Origin of the sequence: Virgibacillus halodenitrificans JCM 12304 (assembly GCF_001310895.1) — a bacterium.
In the GTDB taxonomy this organism is placed as follows: domain Bacteria; phylum Bacillota; class Bacilli; order Bacillales; family Amphibacillaceae; genus Virgibacillus_Q; species Virgibacillus_Q halodenitrificans.
The window spans coordinates 1-20889 of record NZ_BAZS01000012.1; the positions used below are offsets into that span (position 1 = coordinate 1).

Genomic DNA, 20889 nt, shown 5'->3' on the forward strand with positions numbered 1-20889 from the left:
AGTCTTCGTGTCTTTCTTTCACTGGTAAAGTGGTTAGATAATAACCCGTTATTTATGTACAAAGCAGATACAAATTGATTGGAGCGGAAGGGGGCAATCTAAGAACGCCACGTCCTGGGACTGCGTTTCCTCGTCCCACCGAAAACATTTGTGGCAACGATTGCATGACCAACGTCCTGTTGGCCCGCGACTCCTACCGGAACAGCATGAGCTGAAGACCCTGGACGTAGCGTAGCGGAGGAAGCGGCTGAAGCCATGCCGGTGGAAAGCGTCCCACTAAAGCGTAAATCAATGGGTCCATCCGCTTCCTTAAAATAAAATATACTTTAGTTCGCAGTTTCTTCCAACTATGATAATAGATGGAGATAAATAAAAAGCCTTTCACGTGAAAGGCTTTTTATTTGTTGCATGAATTATACCAGTCTTCTAATCCGTTCATCAATATCTGGATGTGTAGAGAAAATACTGGATTTACGTCTTCCATTTATTTTTAGGGTAGATATGGCTGTTTGTTCTTCATTCATCTGTGTGCGGTTGGCATAGTTTTTTAATGATTCTAAAGCATGTCTCATTTTATCCTTACCTGCTATATCTGCACCACCCCGGTCGGCATGGTACTCTCTGTGCCGTGAGTAGGCGAATACAACAAGACTTCCAAGTATCGAAAAAATAAGTTGGAAAACAATAATCGCAATAAAATGTACAATCGGTGCCATTTCCTCTTTTACAAATCGCGAAACTGCAAATGCTACAACACGAGCAAGGAATACAACAAATGTGTTTACAACACCTTGCAGCAAAGTCATTGTAACCATATCCCCGTTAGCTATATGAGCTATTTCATGAGCGATAACACCTTCAATTGCATCATCATCCATTTCTTGGAGCAGACCACTTGAGACAGCCACAAGCGAGCGTTTTTTGGTTGGCCCAGTAGCAAAAGCATTTACCTCTCGGGAATTATAGATGCCCACCTCAGGCATATGCATAAGCCCTGCTGTACGTGCAGAGCGATGTACCTTTTCAACTACTAATCTTTCTTCTGCAGACATAGCCTCATTTGGATTAATGACCCGAACACCCATCATCTTCTTAGCCATCCAGCGAGACATAGCCAAGGAGATAAATGATCCAGTGAAGCCTATTACTGCACTAAATATTAATAATGATACCGGGTTGATACCACCATCTTCAATATAATTCCAACCACCAGGAATCAGTGAAAAAATAATGCTAATTGTGACAAGAACCAAGACGTTTGTCAGTAAAAAGTAAAAAATTCGTTTCCCCATCTTCTCACCCTTAATTTTATTATTGTGAGCAATTCACATAATCTAATTATAACTAGTAGAAACCATGTTTACAACAGAAGTGTAGTTTAATTGCAGTATAAATTAGATTGAATAGCATATTCTAAGCTTATCTCTTATAAATAGAAAGGTGTAAATAAATGAAGAAAGTAAATTTAGCAATTATATACTACAGTTCGACAGGAACAAATTTTCAGATGGCAAAGTGGGCGGAAGAGGCTGGTAGAAAGCAAGGAGTAGAGGTAAAGGTCTTGAAGGTAAAGGAATTGGCCCCGAAAGAAGCAATTGCCTCCAACCCTGTCTGGGAGAAACATATAGAATTAACAAAGGATGTACCTGAGGCTAAATCGGAGGATATAGAATGGGCGGATGCTATTCTTTTTAGTGTGCCTACACGATTTGGTAACATCCCGTCCCAAATGAAACAATTCTTGGATATACAAGGAGGTTTATGGGCTGCAGGTAAAACGGTGAATAAGGTTGTGAGTGCGATGTCCTCTGCTAGTAACCCACATGGAGGACAGGAAGCAACTATTCTATCTCTATATACATCAATGATGCATTGGGGTGCAATAATTGTACCACCTGGATATACAGATGATGTAGTGTATCCAGCAGGGGGTAATCCATATGGAACCTCAGTTACCCAAGGCAAGGATGGGAAGATGGTTGAAAACGTCGAAGCAGCTGTCAAGCATCAAACGAAGCGAACCGTAGATATCGCAAAACGTATAAAATCAAGCACTGATTAGGAAAATGAAAAACCGCCTTCTAAATAAATGGGAAGGCGGTTTTTAGTCTATTCCATTAATTCTCCTATAATTTCATAGGAACGTAAACGGTCGGCTTGATTATAAATTTGAGAACTGATAATTACTTCATCCGCCTGTGTTTCTGCTATAAAGCTTTCTAAGCCTTTCCTTACTTTTTCTTTATCACCTATAATGGTGGAACGAGGATCAAGGGATTGCTTAATTGCTGCTAATTCCATCGGTGTCCACTCACTTTCTATATCCTGAATAGGTGGTTGAAGTTTTGTTGGCCGCCCTCTACGCAGATTTAAAAACTGTTGCTGAAGGGAGGTTGCAATAAACTGAGCGTGCTCATCTGTGTCGGCTGCAATCACATTAACCCCTACCATAGCATACGGTTTTTCCAGCTCTTCGGATGGTTGGAAATTTTCGCGATACAAATTTAGTGCAGGTACAGTGTATGCAGGAGCGAAGTGACTGGCAAATGAAAAACGCAGCCCTTTCTTTGCAGCAAGCCGTGCACTAAAATCACTTGAACCAAGGAGCCAAATAGGTATAGAGAGGCCTTGTCCAGGAACAGCTTTTACACGAGAAATAGGATTGTCTGAGAAATAATCCTGTAGCTCATTCACTTGCATCGGAAAATCCTCAACGGACATGTTTAGTGTTCTACGCAATGCATAAGCCGTTGCTTGGTCACTTCCTGGCGCACGCCCTAGGCCCAGATCGATTCTTTCCGGATACAAGGATTCCAGTGTTCCAAATTGTTCTGCAATGACAAGTGTTGCATGATTTGGAAGCATAATACCACCAGCACCGACTCGTATACGACTTGTTTTTTCTGCTATATGACCCATAATAACAGATGTTGCAGAACTGGCGATTCCGGGCATATTATGATGCTCTGCAAGCCAGTAACGATTAAATCCTAACTGTTCAACATGCTGTGCTAATTCAACACTGTTTTTAAAAGAATCCGTGGGCTCTGTTCCTTCATTTACTGGTGCTAAATCAAGTACGGATAAAGGTGTATCATGAAAGGTTTTTGGTTGAATAGAATCCACTTAAATCACTCCTGTAATAATTGTTAAAAAAGTTATTCCGCTTTTAATAGATTAGAGCTTCTCCAACGTTAAATTAAATAACAAGTTATCATCTCATTTAACAGATGGAAACAACGCTTTATTAACTTATATAATATATCTTTACCAAATGATGTTACTCGCTTTATAAATGATCGTCACTATTACGCTTACCTGTTTGGTAATAGAGCTTATTGGGGATATAAATAAAACTGGCTTGCCTTATTGTCAAATTTTCAGTAATATAGTAAGATAATATATTGGAATGTTTTTGAGAAATAAGCAACTTTATTAACAAAAGATGCTTTTTTATAGAAATGAGGGTATACAAATATGAAACCATCCATTTACGGACTAACATATGATCAGTTGACGGATTGGCTTATGGATCATGGACAACAACGTTTCCGCGTAGACCAGGTATGGAATTGGCTTTATAAAAAGCGTATTACAGATTTTTCGGAAATGAAAAATGTAAACAAGCAGACGGTAGCTTTATTAGAAGAAAACTTTGTCCTACACACCCTGGAACAAGAAGTAAAACAGGAATCAAAGGACGGAACGATCAAATTTCTTTTCAAACTTGCGGATGGGAACCTGATTGAGACAGTGCTTATGCGTTTTAATTATGGCTTATCTGTTTGTGTTACAACACAAGTAGGCTGCAATATCGGTTGTACTTTTTGTGCCAGTGGTCTGTTGAGAAAGAGTCGCGATCTATCAAGTGGAGAGATCGTTGAGCAAATTATGAATGTACAGAAGCATTTAGACGCACAGGAAAAAGGCGAACGAGTAAGTCATATTGTTGTTATGGGGATTGGAGAGCCATTTGACAATTTTACAAATTTGATGGATTTCCTTTATGTTGTTAACGATGATAAAGGTCTTAATATCGGTGCAAGGCATATTACTGTATCAACGAGTGGATTAGCTCATAAGATTAAAGATTTTGCTGATACCGGTATTCAGGTAAATCTGGCTATATCTATTCATGCTCCGAACAATGAATTGCGTACAAGAATCATGAAGATTAATAAGGCTTTTCCAATTGAAAAGTTAATGGATTCTGTTGATTACTACCTAGAGAAGACTAACCGACGAATTACGTATGAATATATTATGCTCAAAGATGTAAATGATCACAAAGCAGAAGCCATTCAGCTTGCTAAGCTTTTGGCAAACCATCGCCATTTAGCATATGTGAACTTAATTCCATATAACTCTGTAGATGAGCACAGTCAGTATCAACGAAGTGATTCAGAAAATATTCAAGCATTTTTTGAAACATTAAAATCACAAGGCATAAATTGTGGTGTTCGTTGGGAAAACGGTGCAGATATTGATGCAGCATGTGGACAATTAAGAAGTAAACAAATTAAGAAGAATAAGAAAGAGAATGCTTTATAAGCATGTAATGAGGTAAGAGCCAAGAGCCGGTCATTTGCTTTAACACTACTACAATTACAAATAAAAACGTATCAGTACTTATGTCTGATACGTTTTTTTATGTTTCAATTTCTTTACTATGGAGATGCCTAATTCATTAATTACAATGGCAAGAATAATCATTATAATACCTATCCATTGCAAGCCACTGATATGCTCGGAAAGGATGAGGCTTGCCGAGATGATGGCGACAGGTAATTCTACGGAGCTTAGTATATTGGCAAGGCTACCTGAAATTAAATGTGCACCTAAGGCAAAGAAGAGGGGTGGAAAAACAGACCCAAACAAGCCGACTCCTGCTGCGATTAACCATAATTCAGGCGCAAACGTTACGACAGAAGGGATACTCCTCATAAATATAAGTAACACCAAAACGACAGATCCAGTTACCATAATCGAGCTTCGCACCCATGGATTGACGTCTACTGCTACTTTTCCACTAAAGAATATAAATCCTGCATACGTAATTGCTGCAAGAAAGCCAAGCACCAGACCGGAAATCGGCATGCTTTGAATGGTGCCTCCAATTACGTTTGAAGCAAAGAAAACACCTGTTAATATAAGCACCAGGACACCCAAGGTTACAATAGTTGGTTTGATTTTAGTAAAGATCCATTCAAAGAAAATCCCAATCCAAACAAACTGAAATAGAAGAATTACTGCTAGAGAAGCAGGAAGATACTGAATGGCCCCATAGTAAAAGACACTCGTTAGCCCTACAAAGGAACCTGTGATCATAATTTTGATTATATTTCTTTTTGTTATCCCTTTGAAATCAGTATGTTTAAATATGGTAATAGCCCACAGAAGGATACAGGATAAAACCATTTGAATAATATTAAGCTGACCAAGTGTATAGCCATGTTGAAAACCAAGCTTTGCAAAAATAGGTGTAAAACCAAAGCTTGAGGCACCGATAAGAACAAATAGAATCCCTTTATTTTTCACCCTAACCCCTCCTAAATCAGACATGTCTTTATTTGCAAAACCATAATAACATATTTGGAGTGGAAGGTGGCGGAAAACAATTAGTTTGTAGGGATATATGAAACAGATGAGGGAAGTGCCCCCTCAGCATGTTTTGTTGAGACTTTATTTCTACCAAGCTGCTTTGAATGAAGTAAAAGTTGATCGGCCTGAATATATGCCTTCATTATTTCCATTTCCTGACCAGTCAGAAAATAAAAAAGTCCAAAAGAAGCTGTATAGGAAATAGTAATTTTATTTGCATGGTACTCCGCCGTTACCTTTGTTCTTTCCACCTTTTCTCGAATACCATGTACAAATTGAACACATTCCTGATAGGTTTTATTACGTAAAAAGATAGTAAACTCTTCTCCTCCACTTCTAAATAGACAATCCTCTTCGCTGATTGAACTTTGCAATACAGAGGCGAAATGCTTGATTACCTGATCACCAACCGCATGGTTATATGTATCATTAATTCGTTTAAATGTGTCTATATCTGCAACAATAATTCCTATTTGTTCTGATGTTTGATCTAGTTCACTCATTTTTTTATCCATAAATGCTCTATTGTGAACATTTGTTAAGAAGTCAGTATAAGCCATTTGTTCAAACTTATCTCGTTCCATTTTATTCTTGATGCTTTTAGATTTATTGATAAAGGATCTGCTGACTAGATAATTTAACAAGAATAAGGCAATAATCATTTCCCATTTTTGTTCCAATAATAGTATGAACAATAAGCCATTTGAAAAGGCTGTTTTTCCCATATCGAGTACATTTCTACTCTTTATGAACTCAATAGCATCCTTTGGACCTTTCAACTCGCCAGTGAAGGAAAATATCAGGATAAGGAAGCTATCAGATAGCAGAGCGACGACAATTACTAATAAAATAATGAGAAGCCAAAACCCGAAAGGAACCGGTTCCACATACGGGTAACAGATGGTAAACAGAAAGAAAGCGATGGAATTATTAAGAGTAAATGCTCCAATATTATAAAAGGTATGTAGAAATTCGTCCGGGTCTGCAGTTCCGGCAATTTTCCGTCCTGCGTAGACAATAAATCGTTGAACAAATTCAAATAAAAATAAACCAAGTGGGCCTGCGAATAGGGCTAAAGCCAAGCCATAAGAAATGCCATGATCCATATTGACATTACCTTTTTTAACTACAATATTTAAGTGAGAATAAAGACTTGAAAATAACCAAAATAAAAAAAGCGCGTTTAAAAATACCTTTTTTTCAACGGTAATATGACCATAGGAAAAAGCTATTACTAATGAGGCTATAAATATACAAATAATAAAGATCCGCACATTTCTCATGACTTTATCTCCTGTTCCTAGGTCTATTATCCTATTATTAATCTTATAATAGCATAATCTGGAAATAATGATACAAATAAATTTAAATTTTAAAAATTTATGACAAACCACAAGTATGTATTTGCTAATTTACATATACCCATAGTTATTCTCTATTAATCTCTCATATTCCTTTTTCAAGTTTGTAGTTTCTTCTTATAGGGAATAAAAATTGTGAATAACTCTATTGGAAGGAGAGGTCAAATGAGTGATCAACGTAAGGTGAATGAAAAGAGTAAAAATGAGCAATTAAATGAATTCCGTACAGAAGATCATGGTAAAAAGATGACTACAAATCAGGGTTTAAGAGTTTCGGAAGATGAATTTTCATTAAAAGCTGGGGAACGTGGTCCGACTTTAATGGAGGACTTTCACTTTCGGGAAAAAATGACTCACTTTGACCATGAACGTATTCCTGAGCGTGTCGTACATGCTAGAGGATATGCTGCACATGGTGAATTTGAACTATATGAATCGATGAAAGAATATACAAGAGCAAAATTCTTACAGGAACCAGGTTCAAAAACCCCTGTGTTCGTACGTTTTTCTACAGTGGCAGGTTCCAAAGGTTCTGGAGAACTAGCACGAGATGTAAGAGGTTTTGCTACAAAGTTTTATACCGAAGAAGGTAACTATGATTTGGTTGGTAATAATATGCCAGTGTTCTTTATTCAGGATGCTATCAAATTTCCTGATTTAGTACATGCAGTGAAGCCTGAGCCGCATAATGGAATCCCTCAAGCAGCATCAGCTCATGATACATTTTGGGATTTTGTTGCAAACAATCAGGAATCAGCCCATATGATTATGTGGCATATGTCAGATAGAGCGATTCCAAGAAGCTTTCGAATGATGGAAGGGTTTGGTGTACATACCTTTCGCTTTGTAAATGAACAAGGAAATGCGTATTTTGTTAAATTTCATTGGAAGCCTACATTAGGAGTGCACTCTACGGTATGGGATGAGGCGCAAAAAATAAATGGTAAAAATCCTGATTTCCATAGAGCTGATTTGTATGAATCTATTGAAAAAGGGGATTACCCGGAATTTGAATTAGGTGTACAGATTATAGATGAAGCAGATGAGTTCAACTTTGATTTTGATATATTAGACCCAACTAAAATTTGGCCAGAAGAAGACGTGCCAGTTAAGATTATTGGGAAAATGACCTTAAACAGAAATGTAGATAATGTATTTGCTGAAACAGAACAGGTTGCCTTTCATCCCGGAAATGTTGTCCCTGGGATTGATTTTACAAATGATCCTTTATTACAAGGAAGGTTATTCTCTTATACAGATACTCAATTAATACGTTTAGGTGGGCCCAACTTTCATGAATTGCCTATAAACCGACCAGTGTGTCCATTCCACAATAACCAACGTGATGGATATGGTAGACAAACGATTAATAGGGGACAAGTAAGCTATCACAATAATTCTCTTGCAAATAATACACCTGAAACCTCTTCTGCAGAAGAAGGTGGATATGTGCATTACCAGGAAAAAGTAGATGGCAGAAAGATACAAGCACGTAGTGAAAGCTTCAAGGATCATTTCTCCCAAGCTATTCTATTTTGGAACAGTATGACAGATGCTGAGAAGGACCATATTATACAAGCATTTAGCTTTGAATTAGGCAAAGTGTCTAATCAGTCTGTACAGCAACAGGTAGTTAATATGTTCGCTAATGTGAATCTGGCTATGGCTCAAGAAGTAGCTGGAAATATTGGGGTAGAGCAGCCTCAGCAAGCGTCTAAAATAGCAAACGAGATTACCAAAACATCTCCAGCATTAAGTCAAGAAAACACCCGCAAAAAACCAGACACGAGAAAGATTGCTGTCATTCTTGGAGATGGCTTCAATGAAAAGGATGTAAAGCATGTTATAGAAGGTTTGAAGAAACAAAAAACAGAACCGGAAGTTGTCAGCAGTAAATTAGGAACGATTAAAGGAAAAGAAGGTAAAGAGCTAGAGGTTGATCAGACGTTTACGACCGCTGATCCGGTGCTATATGATGCGATATATGTAATAGGTGGTGACAACCTTCAAGAAGCCTTTTGGAAAAACGCCACATATTACGTAAACGAGGCTTATAATCATTTTAAGCCAATTGGTGCTACTCATGAAGGAATCAAATGTCTCGAAAACAATTCTCTATCAGATAAGCCAGGAGTGATAACTGATACCGATATAAGCAGCTTTGTCTCAAGGTTTACAGAAGCAGTAAGTGAACATCGTTTCTGGAACCGTTAAATATATTTATATTAAAAGGTGGACTACTTGATCGTAGTCCACCTTTTTTAGGTTTTAAAATATATGTTTGGTTATTCATCTGTAAAAAGAGTTATCTTTGGTTTACCTTCATTACCGTGGTAGAACCGGAATATATAGTCATCCGTCAGTTTTTTAACTTCTTTACTTAGGAATATCATTGGAATTACGTTTAATATCACAACAAATGCTAACATTAGATCAAGGAACTGCCATACGAATTTAAGCCCTCCTATTGCTCCAATGTAGATAGCCACTAAATATACAATTCGCATTACCCTTGCACCTTTTAAATTTGTAAGGTATTCTGCTTGTTTTTCGCCAAAGAAAATCAGGATTCCTATTGTAGTGATAACGAAAAACATTAAAAATATAGCTACAAATACACCACCAAATGTGTCACCATACAAGTTTGAGAATGCTACATTAATCATATTGGAAGCATTAGCTGCATCTACATCCTTCCAAGCACCGGTTACAAGTACAAGTAATCCTGAAACAGTACAAATTACAATAGTATCAATAAATACACTGAAGACACCCCACAATGCTTGTTTGGAGGGATGATCTGTTTGTGCGGCTGCATGAGCAACTGGACCTGTCCCCATGCCAGCTTCATTAGAGTATAGACCTCTGGCAATTCCCCAACGCAGAGCCTGTGCTATACCAGCACCTGCAAAACCCCCGGCTGCAGATATTGGAGTGAATGCATGTGTAAATATTAAACTTAACACGTTTGGTAATTCAGCTATATTAACAATTATAATTATCAGAGCAAGAATTAGGTAACTTAGAACCATAAAGGGTACAAGCTTATCTGTTACGTTTGCAATCCGTTTAATGCCCCCAAAAACAATAATTCCAATAATGGCTGCTATCATTATCCCGGTTACCTGAACGGGCCAGTTAAATGCGCCTTGAAGCTGTGTTGTAATGGAATTGGACTGCACCATAATGCTAGGTATGATTTCCAGCATAAGAAATACTGCAAACAATAGGGCGACCGTATTCCAACCCAGGGCCTTTTTAATATAGTATTGTGGACCACCAACCCATATACCTTTCTCATTTTTTTCCCTATATTTCATACCCAATACAATTTCCCCGTAGCGTGTAGCCATTCCAATCAGAGCGACAATCCACATCCAGAACAGGGCTCCTGGACCGCCCAAAGATATAGCTACGGGTACTCCTACAATGTTAGTGGCTCCTGCGGTTGAAGCGAGTGCTGATGTAAATGCCTGAAAAGGGGTGATTGTCCCTGTGTGCTTATTCTTTTTAAATACCTGCCCAATAGTATTTTTGAGTATGTGACCAAAATAGCGGAATTGAAAAAACTTAAGTCGAAAAGTGTAAATTAAACCAGTAATTACTAATAGGAATGATAATAAGTATGTCCATAAAAAATTTGATATGTCTGCTACAAATGTTTCAATTACTTCCATCCCAACCCATCCTTTTCTATATTTTGAGGTTAGTAATTACTTCCCTGAATAAATAAAATCAAATCGTAAAATATTCCTAAAAAAATAAAAAGGTAAATAATTCCATAAAAACCCTTGTATACCTAATTGAATACAAGTATACAAAAAGTAAACAATATGTACACAATACTGAAAACAAGTAAACAATTACGTACACATACTGTTTTATCAGCGTTTGCAAAATGTATACAAGTAAACTCGAAAGAAAACATGTAAACATTTATTGATTATTACACTAAAAACTATTAATCTAGTAATAGTAAGTACTTAATTTGGAAGGAGTTTTTTCAATATGACAAACCCTAGAATTGCAGCAGTGGATGTTGGTAATGATGCTCTTAAAGCCAACTTTGGAAAAATGGAAAATGAATTGTACATACCAAATGTCGTCGCACAGGACATGGAGGATCGACCGGTAATTGGAATTGAAGAATTAAATGACAAAGAAGTATTGGATAATATCCACATACGAGTTCACTCCCCTGCCCTTGAGGAGAACAATGTAGTATACCGTGTAGGTAATTTAGCAACAAAAACTACTAACTCAACAGAACTTGATCCAGGTAGCAGTAAGTCTGAGGAAGATCAGACATTAATTATGTTATTCGCATCATTAGCTTTGGATGCAGTCGAGAGTGAGGCTTTTAAAGCAGCGAAAAATGATACAATTGATGCCAATTATATATTAGGTACAGGACTGCCTCTCCGTGAAGTAAAAGAAGGTAAAGATGTTGGCTACAGGTCACAATTGCTAGGATCTGTTCATCAGGTAGAATTTTTGGTTACACCTAAACATCAAGGGAAAAAAGTAAACATTAAGTTTGATGAAGTAAAGGTATATCCTGAAGGGTTTGCAGCTTACGTAAATCTTATTATGGATAATGAACTTAAAGTAATTAATAAAGAATTAATAAATAAGCAAATTCTTATTCAGGATATCGGCGGATTATCTACAGATATTGCTGTCATCAGGAATCGCAATGTAGACGATGATAAAGCTCAAGGGTTTAATTTGGGCGTATCAGAGTCTTTAGAACAAATTCGCGAAGAAATCCGTTCCAAACATGGTGTGGAGCTTGACAGCAGGCGAGATGTAGTAGATATCATCACTAGAAAAAATGATCGTCACCACATAATGGTAAAAGGAAGTAGAACCAACGTTCACGATATAACTGATCACATCTTATTAGAGCTTGCTAAAAAAGAATATCGTTTTCTTCGTAATGTATGGTCAAAAAATTCCCAATCGGAAATTTGTTATTTCGTTGGTGGCGGATCAGCTGTCTTAAAGGATTATATTAAAGCATTGAATAACAAATTAGATGGCTTCAATATAGAGTTCTTTGAAGATGAATCAGAGAGCATATGGATGATGCGAATGCCTATTATAAACTAATTACAGACTTTGTTAATAAATCAGCAAAAAACGTGAAGAAGGAAGAAGAAACAACTGCAAAAACAAAATAGGGTGAGATAATGTCTAATAAAAGTATAGAACGCGGGCAATCAATAACCTTTCGTGTTCCTTCCGATACACCTAATTATCTTTTAAAACAACTACAAAGACTTAAGGAGAGGGAGAGAAGAAACTTCTCGAGTGAAATTGCTCAGTTTGTTCTAAAGGGTGTAAACGAAACATTCTCCAGGGAAAGAGAGACAATCACCATTCCTTTGCCGAAGCAATTGACAAAAGAGCAAAAAAGCTGGTTAAAGCATGAACACTCTGAAGCACTAATTGGCACCATTCTATACCAGCTACTGAGTGATCCAATGCGTGCTTCCTCGCTTCTTGCTGCATTAAATAGTAATACGAGCAATATTGATGAAGCATTATATTTACAAGAATCAGCTATGGCTCAGGAGGAGGATGAACAACCGGAGGAAACATTTGTCGGGAATCTGGTTGATATGAATATGGACGGATTGGATCTGGACATCCATCAGGAAGAAGAGAAGGAAGAAGAAGAGGAAGATCCATTAGGCGACTTCTTCTCCAGTATGAACAGATAAAAAGCTGCCACGCAGGTAAGTTACTACCTGCCGTGACAGCTTTTCTTTTTCAGAAAGAGTAATCTACACCACATCATTAGCGGGACTATGGTAGGGCCAGCCTGTGTTTCCTCAATTGTTTTTATTATTCGCTTCACTAATGCGGTGAGCGTTTGTGAATACAGTCATTCTATTACCGCGAACAAAACCTACGATAGTTATCCCTAAATCAGTTGCCAATTCTAATGCCAGGTTTGTCGGGGCGGATTTGGAAATAATAATACCTACCCCAATCTTAGATATTTTTAATAATACTTCTGAAGATATCCTTCCACTAAAAACAATTAACTTATTTTTTAATGGGATACGTTCCTGAAGAATAGATCCATATACTTTATCCAAGGCATTATGCCTGCCAATATCACTGCACATAAACAGCAATCCCTCTACTGTGCAAAGTGCTGCATTATGTACTCCGCCAGTTCGCTTGAAGTGTTCGGAGCGTTCCTGCAATTCCTTCATTAATTTATAGCATTGATTTGCCGATATAGAAAGGTTATTTCTTATTGTTTTGGCAGTTTTTACATCGCTTTGAAAATAAAATTGTCTACTTTTCCCACAACAAGAACCGATAAAACGTTTTGAATAATCCTGTTGTTTGGGAGAAAACGAGCGAGTAAGCTCAATATAAGCAAAGCCTTGATCTTTATCTATTGACAGAGAGGAAATCTCATCAAAAGAACGAATGACACCTTCTGCCGCAAGGAACCCGATAACCAGACTTTCTAAATTAGATGGTGAACATACCATTGTTGCAAATTCTTCACCATTTATCATAACGGTTAATGGGAATTCCTCCGCTACTTCTGTCTCTTCTACTGAAGTGAGGTTACCATCAAATCGGATAACTTCCCAGTCATTTTGGTTAGTATCATTCATACCTCTCACCTCTATTGAATTTATTTCACTAATAATTGATACCCCTTTTTAAAACTTTGAAATCTATAATAATTTAAAGTTCAGCTAACAGTATACCGCAGAAAATGAAAACCTAAAAATAATTTATTTCAAATGGAAACTTTTTACTTAATATAAAGGTATATATAGTAAGAGCAATTTGAAAGAGGGGGTGCTCCATTGTTTGATCGAGAGAAAAAGCTTATCCGAAAAATAAAGAACGGGGATCAGGAAGCCTTCGAAAAGCTATATAATACATATGCCGATTACTCACTTCGAACAGCTTATGGTATAACAAAAAATCAATCAGATGCTTCTGATATTGTTCAGGAAACCTTCATAAAAGTATATCGAAACCTGGACAAGTATGATATGAAAAAACCTTTCAAACCATGGTTTTATCAAATATTAATAAATGAAGCAAAAAGGTATATTGCAAAAAAATCAAAGCAAGCAATCAGTATGGAAACAGAGCAACTACTAGATTATTTTAACAGTAAAAAAACAGACTCTGATAGTGAAGTATGGATAGAAGACTTAGAAGTAGCAATGGAGGAGCTTGATGACAATCACCGAACTGTACTTATTCTAAAATATTTAAATGAATTTAAGGAAAAAGAGATTGCTGAGATTCTTGAACTAAATGTTAACACCGTGAAATCGAGCTGTATAAAGCCAGGCAACGATTGAAAGAGATTGTAGGGGGTGTTGCAGGTGAATAGTAACCAATTTGATGAGCAGTTAAAGAAATCTGTAAATAGGTATACGAATGTTAATTCGGAACTTAAGCGAAAGACTTGGGAAGGGATATCTGAAGAACTTTTCATAGCACCCCGTCGACGAAAAAAGAGGAAGAGGATTCTTGTGGGCAGTATAGCATCAGTTGCTACCATTGCACTTTTGATATTTGGTTTCATGACAGAGACAGGGCAAGCAATGATACAAGACATAAAGGAATTATTCGTAGAAGAGAAAAACCAGGAAATTGAATTAGAAGGGCATAAGGAGGAAATGAAGACTCAGTTAGAGACTAATGAAGAGCTTCGCTACATTATATATATTGATGAAGACCGTTACAAACTAATTGAGGGGCAAGATGGAGACCGAGTCGAGCCGAAAGAACCTTTAGGTGAAAACTATCCAGAAGTATACATGGAAATAAGTAAAGAAAGCGGTGTGCCAAGTGGGGAAATTGTAAAGCAAATTAAAACGGAGATAGATAAGGAAGGGTTGGAAATAGTGGAGGAAGAAACGGTCAATAATCCAATTTCATCCACAATGTTGCGGGGAATTGGGAGGGAATCTGCCAATGAGTTGGGAAAAGTTGGCAATCAGTGGGATACACCTGTTCATAGATATTATGTTACTGAACAGGAAAATGGGCAGGTGTTTGTTATTAAACAGGCTTATTTTTTGGAGGCTGCAGAAGGACATGGTGCTAGATTTAATTATATGCTAGAGAGCTTTAAAGTAGTCAAATAATAGGGGGCTGAAGAGATATGTGTGGATTTGTGGGTGTACTCTTAAAAGAAAATACAGCATTTAGTGAAGAACATCTTACAGCAATTAAGGAAAGTAATAAGCTAATTAAGCATCGGGGACCGGATGAGGAGGGTTATTATAGTGATTCGTATATGGCTTTAGCTTTCCGTCGACTTAAAATTATGGATTTAAAAGCAGGATCTCAACCATTCTACTTTGGCGGAGATAGATACGTGCTCACTTTTAATGGGGAAATATATAATTATAAAATTCTTAGGGAAGAGTTAAGGTCTGAAGGATTTGAGTTCCACACAGATTCTGATACAGAAGTTGTAGCAAAGTTATTTCAGAGTATTGGAGTTAAAGCCTTTTCTAAGCTTCGCGGCATGTTCTCAATAATAATATGGGATTCAGAGGAAAGGACGCTGTATGGAGCGCGGGACCATTTTGGTATTAAACCACTATATTACTGTGAAAGTGACTGTGAGTTTACGTTTGCTTCGGAAAGAAAATGTATTACCTACTTAAATCAGCTGAATGTTCTAGATACCGTTGCTATCCAGCATTACCTTTCTTTTCAGTATGTACCTAACCCATTCACATTAACAGAAGGGGTATGTACCTTAGAGCCAGGGAACTATTTTATTAAAGCGTGGGGAGAACCGTTAGAAACATATTCTTATTTCAAGCCTGCATTCAATCCGGTTTTGAGCAGTGAAAAACAAGTCATTCACCAGATTAAAGATGTTTTGTCGGAATCTGTTCACAAACATATGCAGAGTGATGTACCGTTAGGCGCATTTCTCTCCGGTGGAATCGATTCAACGTTTATTGTAGCATTAGCGAGAGAAATAAACCCTAAAATTAAAACGTTTTCAGTTGGCTTTGCTAGAAATGGTTACTCAGAAATAGATGTTGCACAAGAGACGGCGGCAAAACTTAATGTAGAAAATATCTCTAGTCTAATTACACCACAAGAATTTGTTGAAGCCTTACCTAAAATCATGTGGCACATGGACGATCCATTGGCAGATCCAGCATGTATCCCTCTTTACTTTTTATCAAAAAAAGCAAAGGAAGATGTAACTGTCGTTCTTTCTGGTGAAGGGGCTGATGAGTTATTTGGAGGATATGAAATATACAGGGAAGCAGAATCACTAAAGTATTTTAAGTATCTACCTTCCGTACTTAGTAAAAAGATCTATCAGCTGTCATGTATCCTCCCGGAAGGAATGAAAGGAAAAAGTTTTCTTCAGCGAGGTACAACACCGTTACAAGACAGATATATTGGTAATGCTAAAATATTTGAAGAACAGGAAAAGAACCAGTTATTTAAACAGTATAACCCGAACTACACCTATAAATCATGGACAGAGCCATTGTATGCGCAGGTTAAAGAAAGTCATCCTACTCAACAAATGCAATTCATTGATATGCATACATGGCTGATTGGAGACATACTTTTAAAAGCAGACAAAATGTCAATGGCCCATTCATTAGAAGTGAGAGTTCCATTCTTAGACAAAGAAGTTTTCGACTTAGCAAGTAAAATTCCGGTAGAACAAAAGATTGCAGAAGGCACTACAAAATCAATCTTGAGAAAAGCTGCACAGGGAATTGTGCCAGAACATGTAATAAACCGTAAAAAGCTTGGTTTTCCTGTCCCTATAAAACATTGGCTGAGAGAGGAACTATACGAATGGGCTAAAAATCTTATAAGAGAAAGCCAGACAGAGCATATTTTTGATAAAAACGTTATCTTTTCTTTATTGGAAAAACATGCGCAAATGAAAGGCGACTATTCTCGAAAGTTATGGACAGTTCTAACCTTTATGGTATGGCATAGTGTCTATATGGAACAAAATGAACCTATTAGTATACGTAGCAGGGAACACCAAATCATATAGTGAATAAGGTTGGGCAAATGTGGCAAACTAAGCAAAAATGATTGTGAAATGGGGTTTATTCACAAATGGAGTTTGACTGGATTTGGAAAGCAATCCTTATCGTTGTAGGTGGTACCTTTTTGCTTCGAATTGCGGGAAGAAAGTCAATTTCACAAATGACCTTGGCCCAAACTGTGATCATGATTGCAATTGGTTCTTTACTCATCCAACCTGTTGCTGATAAAAATATATGGGTGACCTTAGGTGTTGGTGGTGTTTTAGTATTAACTTTAATATTAATGGAATCTGTTCAGATTAAGGTTGATTTTTTCGAGAATTTAATTTCCGGTAAATCTAAGGTTGTTATCGAAAATGGAACTTTGAATGAAAAAAATTTAAAAAAGATGAGATTGACTATTGATCAGCTAGAAACTAACTTGAGACAAAGAAATGTTACAGATATGAAGGATATCCAATGGGCTACCTTGGAACCTAATGGAGAGGTTGGATTCACTTTAAAGCCTTCAGCCCAGCCAGCTACCAAACAAGATTTACTACAATTGAAAGAAGATTTACAGTTAAAACTCGATCAACTGGCTTTTCAAAGCAATAAACAATTTATACAGAACTCACAACAAAATTCACTTGTGAACAAGGAAAGCGATAATAATTTGTTTGCTGAAGTGAAACAGAAGGAACACACAAATCCCCCACCAGAACATTTACAGTAATGGTGGGGGATTTTTTATGGCAGGAGGGAATAGTATATTCGTGTGTTTAATTAATAATTGTTAAGGGAAAAAGTGTGTAAAAGCTACATGGAGGTGTAGACATGGTTAATAATCCATATGAAAATAAAGTAATGCCAATGACTTCTGTAGGAAATGGTAATGTTCGTCTCTTGGCTAATGATGTTCACTGTTTCACGAACCAGGTTGTGAATTTATGCTTTGTTGGAAGTAAAGATCATTGGGTATTAGTAGATGCGGGAATGCCTAGATCAGCAGAGGACATAGAAAAAGAAGCAGAAAAATTATTTGGAAAAAACAGCAAACCTGAAGCAATCATTTTAACACATGGTCATTTTGATCATGTAGGGTCAGCTGCAGAGCTTTTGAGGAGATGGGACGTGCTGTATACGCTCATCCACTGGAAATCCCTTATATTACAAACGAAACCAGCTATCTGGAGCCCGATCCAACCGTTGCTGGTGGGTTAGTAGCAAAGTTATCGAAATACTTTCCGAATGAACCTATAGATTTAAGTGGTTATGTTCATGAATTACCGGTTGATGGAACAATTCCTCATATGCCTGATTGGAAATGGTATCATACACCAGGGCATACACCAGGCCATGTTTCTCTATTCCGTGAATCAGACAATACCTTGATAGCTGGAGATGCGTTCACGACGGTAAAACAGGATGAAATGTTTGAGGTGATTAAGCAAGAAAAAGAGATAAATGGTCCACCAAAATATTTCACTCCTGATTGGAAAGCTGCTGAAAACTCTGTAAAGAAGTTAGCATCATTAAATCCTCTTCATGCAGTTACAGGCCATGGAATCCCTATGCTGGGAGATGAACTTCAGCAAGAATTGGATAAATTAACACGTAACTTCCAGGAAATTGCAGTACCTGAGCATGGCAAGTACGTGAGAGAAGAAAAAGATTAATTATGCAGGATAACTGATAGCTCGTCATGAGACAATGGATCTATTGCGAATGTTGGAGTACAAGCTTTATCTGTACATGAATAGCAGGAGTAAAATGCGAACTAACTAAAAATATAGAGGCTGCGTAAATCACCGCTACGGGGAAATATTCCGCTTTCCGCGGGCGGTTGATGATCATCAAAATGTATTAAAATATATTTTAGTAGTGTATCTTTTAGAAACAGTAATTTACAATACTTACAGTTACTTCGCAGTCTATTTATATTGCGAATCATTGAATAACCTCAAAATATTAGAAAGAATAAATAAAGGTAAGAGAGTGGTCCATGTCGGTAGTACATGAATCACTCTCTTATTCAATGTTACCTTTTTCTTTTAGTAAAATATTCCGCGCGTTCTCAAACCACCAATCAAAATGAAAACTGTTACTTCTCTTTTTTCTGTTTTTCTAATATTTCTTTACGATTAATGTGAATGGTTGGTGATCGGTAGTCTTTCGATGCCCGAATATCATTGTTCGAGGCCTTCATGAACGACCATGCTAGTAGGAACATAATGAAAATAACTGGGAAACCAGCTACGATACTCGCTGTCTGCAGTACTTCCAAATCACCAATAAACATAAGAACCAATGGCAACAGACATAGAGTGAATGCCCAGAAGAGACGATTCCACTTCAGTGGTTCTGATTGAACGTTTTTTTGTACAACAGATGCTAAAATATAGGATGAAGAGTCAAAAGTAGTTGCTAGAAATACGATAGCAAGTACGGTAAATATCCCGACAATAATAGATGACATCGGTAACTGGTGTAAAATAGCAATAATCGCTGCTGGAGCTCCAAACTCATTCATGAATCCAATAACATCAAATGCTCCGGAAAGCTGAAGATAAAGACCAAAGTTACCCATAATCCCAAAGAATAGTAAAGATCCAATTGTACCGTAAATCATTGTACCGAGTATCATTTCTTTTATTGTTCTGCCTCTGGAAATACGGGCAACAAACAACCCGACAAATGGAGCATAAACTACCCACCATGCCCAGTAGAAAACAGTCCAAGATTCAGGGAATTTCGTTTCAGTAAACCCACCCATATTTCGGAAGGGTTCCAGCCAGGTGGCCATACTAAAGAAATTATCTAATATGAGACCAATACTTGTGAAAGTAGTTTCACTGATAAATACAGTTGGTCCAAAAATAAAGATAAATGCCAAGATAAAAATTGCCAACCACAGGTTAACATCACTTAAAACCTTAATTCCTCTGCTTAGACCAGAATACGAACTGATAGCAAAAATAGCAGTACATATTAACATGATGACAGCTTTTAAACCAAGGGTCACAGGGATTCCGGTAAGATCATGAATACCTTCAGCAATCATTGGAGTACCAAGTGCCAATGTTGTACCAGCCCCACCCATTAGTCCAAACATAAATAATACATCAATAACCACACCGAGAGGAGTATCAACCAGATTCCCTAATACGGGGCGAACAGCTTCACTGATTTTTAGGACAGGTTTTTTTCTAACATAATAGAAGTAGGCAATAGGTAAGGCGGGTAAAGTGTAGATGGCCCAAGCGATAGGCCCCCAATGAAAAATACCATAAGTAGAAGCCCAAGAAATTGCTTCCTTTGATTCTGGAGTTAAACCAAAAGGAGGACCTTGATAGTAGTAAGCCCATTCAATCATTCCCCAATACAAAATACTTGAGCCAATACCTGCGGCAAATAACATGGCAGCCCAAGAAAAAGTTCCGAATTCTTTCTTTTCTTCTCGATTACCTAACTTTATTTGCCCATTCTTACTAAATGCGACAAAGATAAGAAATACAAATGCCAATAAACCCAACAACAGATAAAGTATTCCAAAGTTTCCTGTCATAAACTTATTTGCTTCATTAACAACCTGTGCTCCTGCCTCTGGAAAAATAATAAGAGGTATAGAAACAGCAAGTAATAAAATTAAGGCACTGATAAACGTTGGCCAATCAATTAATCTTGCTTTCATATTATAACATCCTTTCTATTTTCCGAACGTTTGCTTTTTTAGATTAACAAACATAAGGGGATTAGACAACGCCTGTTATTTTACATAAACTTTGTGAAATATTTATTGTATAAAGTTTATGGTAATATAACGTTAAAATCCTCTTATATACTCTTAAATACTATGTGAAATGGTGTTTTAAAATAATCTTTACTTATAGTATGGTTAA

16 protein-coding genes and 2 pseudogenes are annotated in these 20889 nt (G+C 37.1%); 10 read left to right on the forward strand and 8 right to left on the reverse strand.

The window, feature by feature from the left end:
- Positions 1-98: 98 nt before the first annotated feature.
- Positions 99-257, reverse strand: coding sequence for a hypothetical protein (locus JCM12304_RS19735; protein ID WP_218185779.1), 159 nt, complete (start codon positions 255-257; stop codon positions 99-101).
- A 156-nt stretch (positions 258-413) separates the two neighbouring features.
- Positions 414-1292 carry a protease HtpX gene (htpX, locus tag JCM12304_RS08180; RefSeq protein WP_019376474.1) on the reverse strand — a complete coding sequence of 293 codons (879 nt, stop codon included), beginning with the start codon at positions 1290-1292 and terminating at the stop codon, positions 414-416.
- A 158-nt stretch (positions 1293-1450) separates the two neighbouring features.
- Here htpX and wrbA point away from each other — a divergent pair, with 158 nt between their 5' ends.
- Positions 1451-2062, forward strand: a complete 612-nt coding sequence (gene wrbA / locus JCM12304_RS08185) for an NAD(P)H:quinone oxidoreductase (RefSeq protein WP_060679697.1) — start codon at positions 1451-1453, stop codon at positions 2060-2062.
- 47 nt (positions 2063-2109) lie between these two features.
- On the opposite strand, the gene JCM12304_RS08190 is transcribed toward wrbA, so the two are convergent.
- Positions 2110-3126: an LLM class flavin-dependent oxidoreductase gene (locus JCM12304_RS08190; protein WP_060679699.1), complete on the reverse strand. Its 1017-nt coding sequence runs from the start codon at positions 3124-3126 to the stop codon at positions 2110-2112.
- A gap of 351 nt (positions 3127-3477) precedes the next feature.
- On the opposite strand from JCM12304_RS08190, the gene rlmN reads away from it, so the two are divergent.
- Positions 3478-4551 carry a dual-specificity RNA methyltransferase RlmN gene (gene rlmN, locus JCM12304_RS08195; RefSeq protein WP_019376471.1) on the forward strand — a complete coding sequence of 358 codons (1074 nt, stop codon included), beginning with the start codon at positions 3478-3480 and terminating at the stop codon, positions 4549-4551.
- 78 nt (positions 4552-4629) lie between these two features.
- Here rlmN and JCM12304_RS08200 read toward each other — a convergent pair whose 3' ends face one another.
- On the reverse strand, positions 4630-5538 hold the full coding sequence (locus JCM12304_RS08200; protein WP_060679701.1) for an EamA family transporter: 909 nt from the start codon (positions 5536-5538) through the stop codon (positions 4630-4632).
- Positions 5539-5618: 80 nt separating this feature from the next.
- Positions 5619-6884 carry a GGDEF domain-containing protein gene (locus JCM12304_RS08205; protein ID WP_060679703.1) on the reverse strand — a complete coding sequence of 422 codons (1266 nt, stop codon included), beginning with the start codon at positions 6882-6884 and terminating at the stop codon, positions 5619-5621.
- A gap of 243 nt (positions 6885-7127) precedes the next feature.
- Here JCM12304_RS08205 and JCM12304_RS08210 point away from each other — a divergent pair, with 243 nt between their 5' ends.
- Positions 7128-9176, forward strand: a complete 2049-nt coding sequence (locus JCM12304_RS08210; protein WP_060679705.1) for a catalase — start codon at positions 7128-7130, stop codon at positions 9174-9176.
- 71 nt (positions 9177-9247) lie between these two features.
- On the opposite strand, the gene JCM12304_RS08215 is transcribed toward JCM12304_RS08210, so the two are convergent.
- The gene (locus JCM12304_RS08215) at positions 9248-10639 is read right to left on the reverse strand and encodes an alanine/glycine:cation symporter family protein (protein ID WP_060679707.1); all 1392 of its coding nucleotides are present in this window, start codon (positions 10637-10639) and stop codon (positions 9248-9250) included.
- Between the two features lie 331 nt (positions 10640-10970).
- Here JCM12304_RS08215 and JCM12304_RS08220 point away from each other — a divergent pair.
- Together JCM12304_RS08220 and JCM12304_RS08225 are read left to right on the forward strand one after the other, a co-directional pair.
- A pseudogene (locus JCM12304_RS08220) lies at positions 10971-12145 on the forward strand (Alp7A family actin-like protein).
- A 9-nt stretch (positions 12146-12154) separates the two neighbouring features.
- Entirely contained in the window at positions 12155-12688 is a 534-nt protein-coding gene (locus JCM12304_RS08225; protein ID WP_060679709.1) for a hypothetical protein, read from the forward strand.
- Between the two features lie 111 nt (positions 12689-12799).
- On the opposite strand, the gene fdhD is transcribed toward JCM12304_RS08225, so the two are convergent.
- Positions 12800-13606: a formate dehydrogenase accessory sulfurtransferase FdhD gene (fdhD, locus tag JCM12304_RS08230; protein ID WP_060679710.1), complete on the reverse strand. Its 807-nt coding sequence runs from the start codon at positions 13604-13606 to the stop codon at positions 12800-12802.
- Between the two features lie 198 nt (positions 13607-13804).
- Between fdhD and JCM12304_RS08235 the strand changes: the two genes are divergently transcribed.
- From JCM12304_RS08235 to JCM12304_RS08255, 5 genes and pseudogenes are all read left to right on the forward strand, one after another.
- Positions 13805-14314, forward strand: coding sequence for an RNA polymerase sigma factor (locus JCM12304_RS08235; RefSeq protein ID WP_256200800.1), 510 nt, complete (start codon positions 13805-13807; stop codon positions 14312-14314).
- A 24-nt stretch (positions 14315-14338) separates the two neighbouring features.
- Positions 14339-15106, forward strand: a complete 768-nt coding sequence (locus JCM12304_RS08240; RefSeq protein ID WP_060679712.1) for a hypothetical protein — start codon at positions 14339-14341, stop codon at positions 15104-15106.
- Positions 15107-15123: 17 nt separating this feature from the next.
- On the forward strand, positions 15124-17013 hold the full coding sequence (gene asnB, locus JCM12304_RS08245; protein ID WP_060679714.1) for an asparagine synthase (glutamine-hydrolyzing): 1890 nt from the start codon (positions 15124-15126) through the stop codon (positions 17011-17013).
- Positions 17014-17078: 65 nt separating this feature from the next.
- Positions 17079-17723 (forward strand): DUF421 domain-containing protein, encoded by a 645-nt coding sequence (locus tag JCM12304_RS08250; RefSeq protein WP_060679715.1) that lies wholly within the window; start codon positions 17079-17081, stop codon positions 17721-17723.
- 101 nt (positions 17724-17824) lie between these two features.
- Positions 17825-18666: pseudogene (locus JCM12304_RS08255) on the forward strand (MBL fold metallo-hydrolase).
- A 425-nt stretch (positions 18667-19091) separates the two neighbouring features.
- On the opposite strand, the gene JCM12304_RS08260 reads toward JCM12304_RS08255, so the two are convergent.
- Positions 19092-20681 carry a BCCT family transporter gene (locus tag JCM12304_RS08260; protein ID WP_060679717.1) on the reverse strand — a complete coding sequence of 530 codons (1590 nt, stop codon included), beginning with the start codon at positions 20679-20681 and terminating at the stop codon, positions 19092-19094.
- Positions 20682-20889: the final 208 nt, after the last annotated feature.

Excerpts from the sequence above, each read along its gene's own strand:
- JCM12304_RS19735 (WP_218185779.1), bottom strand. The coding sequence starts at position 257 with ATGGCTTCAGCCGCTTCCTCCGCTACGCTACGTCCAGGGTCTTCAGCT.
- htpX (WP_019376474.1), bottom strand. The coding sequence starts at position 1,292 with ATGGGGAAACGAATTTTTTACTTTTTACTGACAAACGTCTTGGTTCTT.
- wrbA (WP_060679697.1), top strand. The coding sequence starts at position 1,451 with ATGAAGAAAGTAAATTTAGCAATTATATACTACAGTTCGACAGGAACA.
- rlmN (WP_019376471.1), top strand. The coding sequence starts at position 3,478 with ATGAAACCATCCATTTACGGACTAACATATGATCAGTTGACGGATTGG.
- JCM12304_RS08205 (WP_060679703.1), bottom strand. The coding sequence starts at position 6,884 with ATGAGAAATGTGCGGATCTTTATTATTTGTATATTTATAGCCTCATTA.
- JCM12304_RS08210 (WP_060679705.1), top strand. The coding sequence starts at position 7,128 with ATGAGTGATCAACGTAAGGTGAATGAAAAGAGTAAAAATGAGCAATTA.
- JCM12304_RS08215 (WP_060679707.1), bottom strand. The coding sequence starts at position 10,639 with ATGGAAGTAATTGAAACATTTGTAGCAGACATATCAAATTTTTTATGG.
- JCM12304_RS08225 (WP_060679709.1), top strand. The coding sequence starts at position 12,155 with ATGTCTAATAAAAGTATAGAACGCGGGCAATCAATAACCTTTCGTGTT.
- fdhD (WP_060679710.1), bottom strand. The coding sequence starts at position 13,606 with ATGAATGATACTAACCAAAATGACTGGGAAGTTATCCGATTTGATGGT.
- asnB (WP_060679714.1), top strand. The coding sequence starts at position 15,124 with ATGTGTGGATTTGTGGGTGTACTCTTAAAAGAAAATACAGCATTTAGT.
- JCM12304_RS08250 (WP_060679715.1), top strand. The coding sequence starts at position 17,079 with ATGGAGTTTGACTGGATTTGGAAAGCAATCCTTATCGTTGTAGGTGGT.
- JCM12304_RS08260 (WP_060679717.1), bottom strand. The coding sequence starts at position 20,681 with ATGAAAGCAAGATTAATTGATTGGCCAACGTTTATCAGTGCCTTAATT.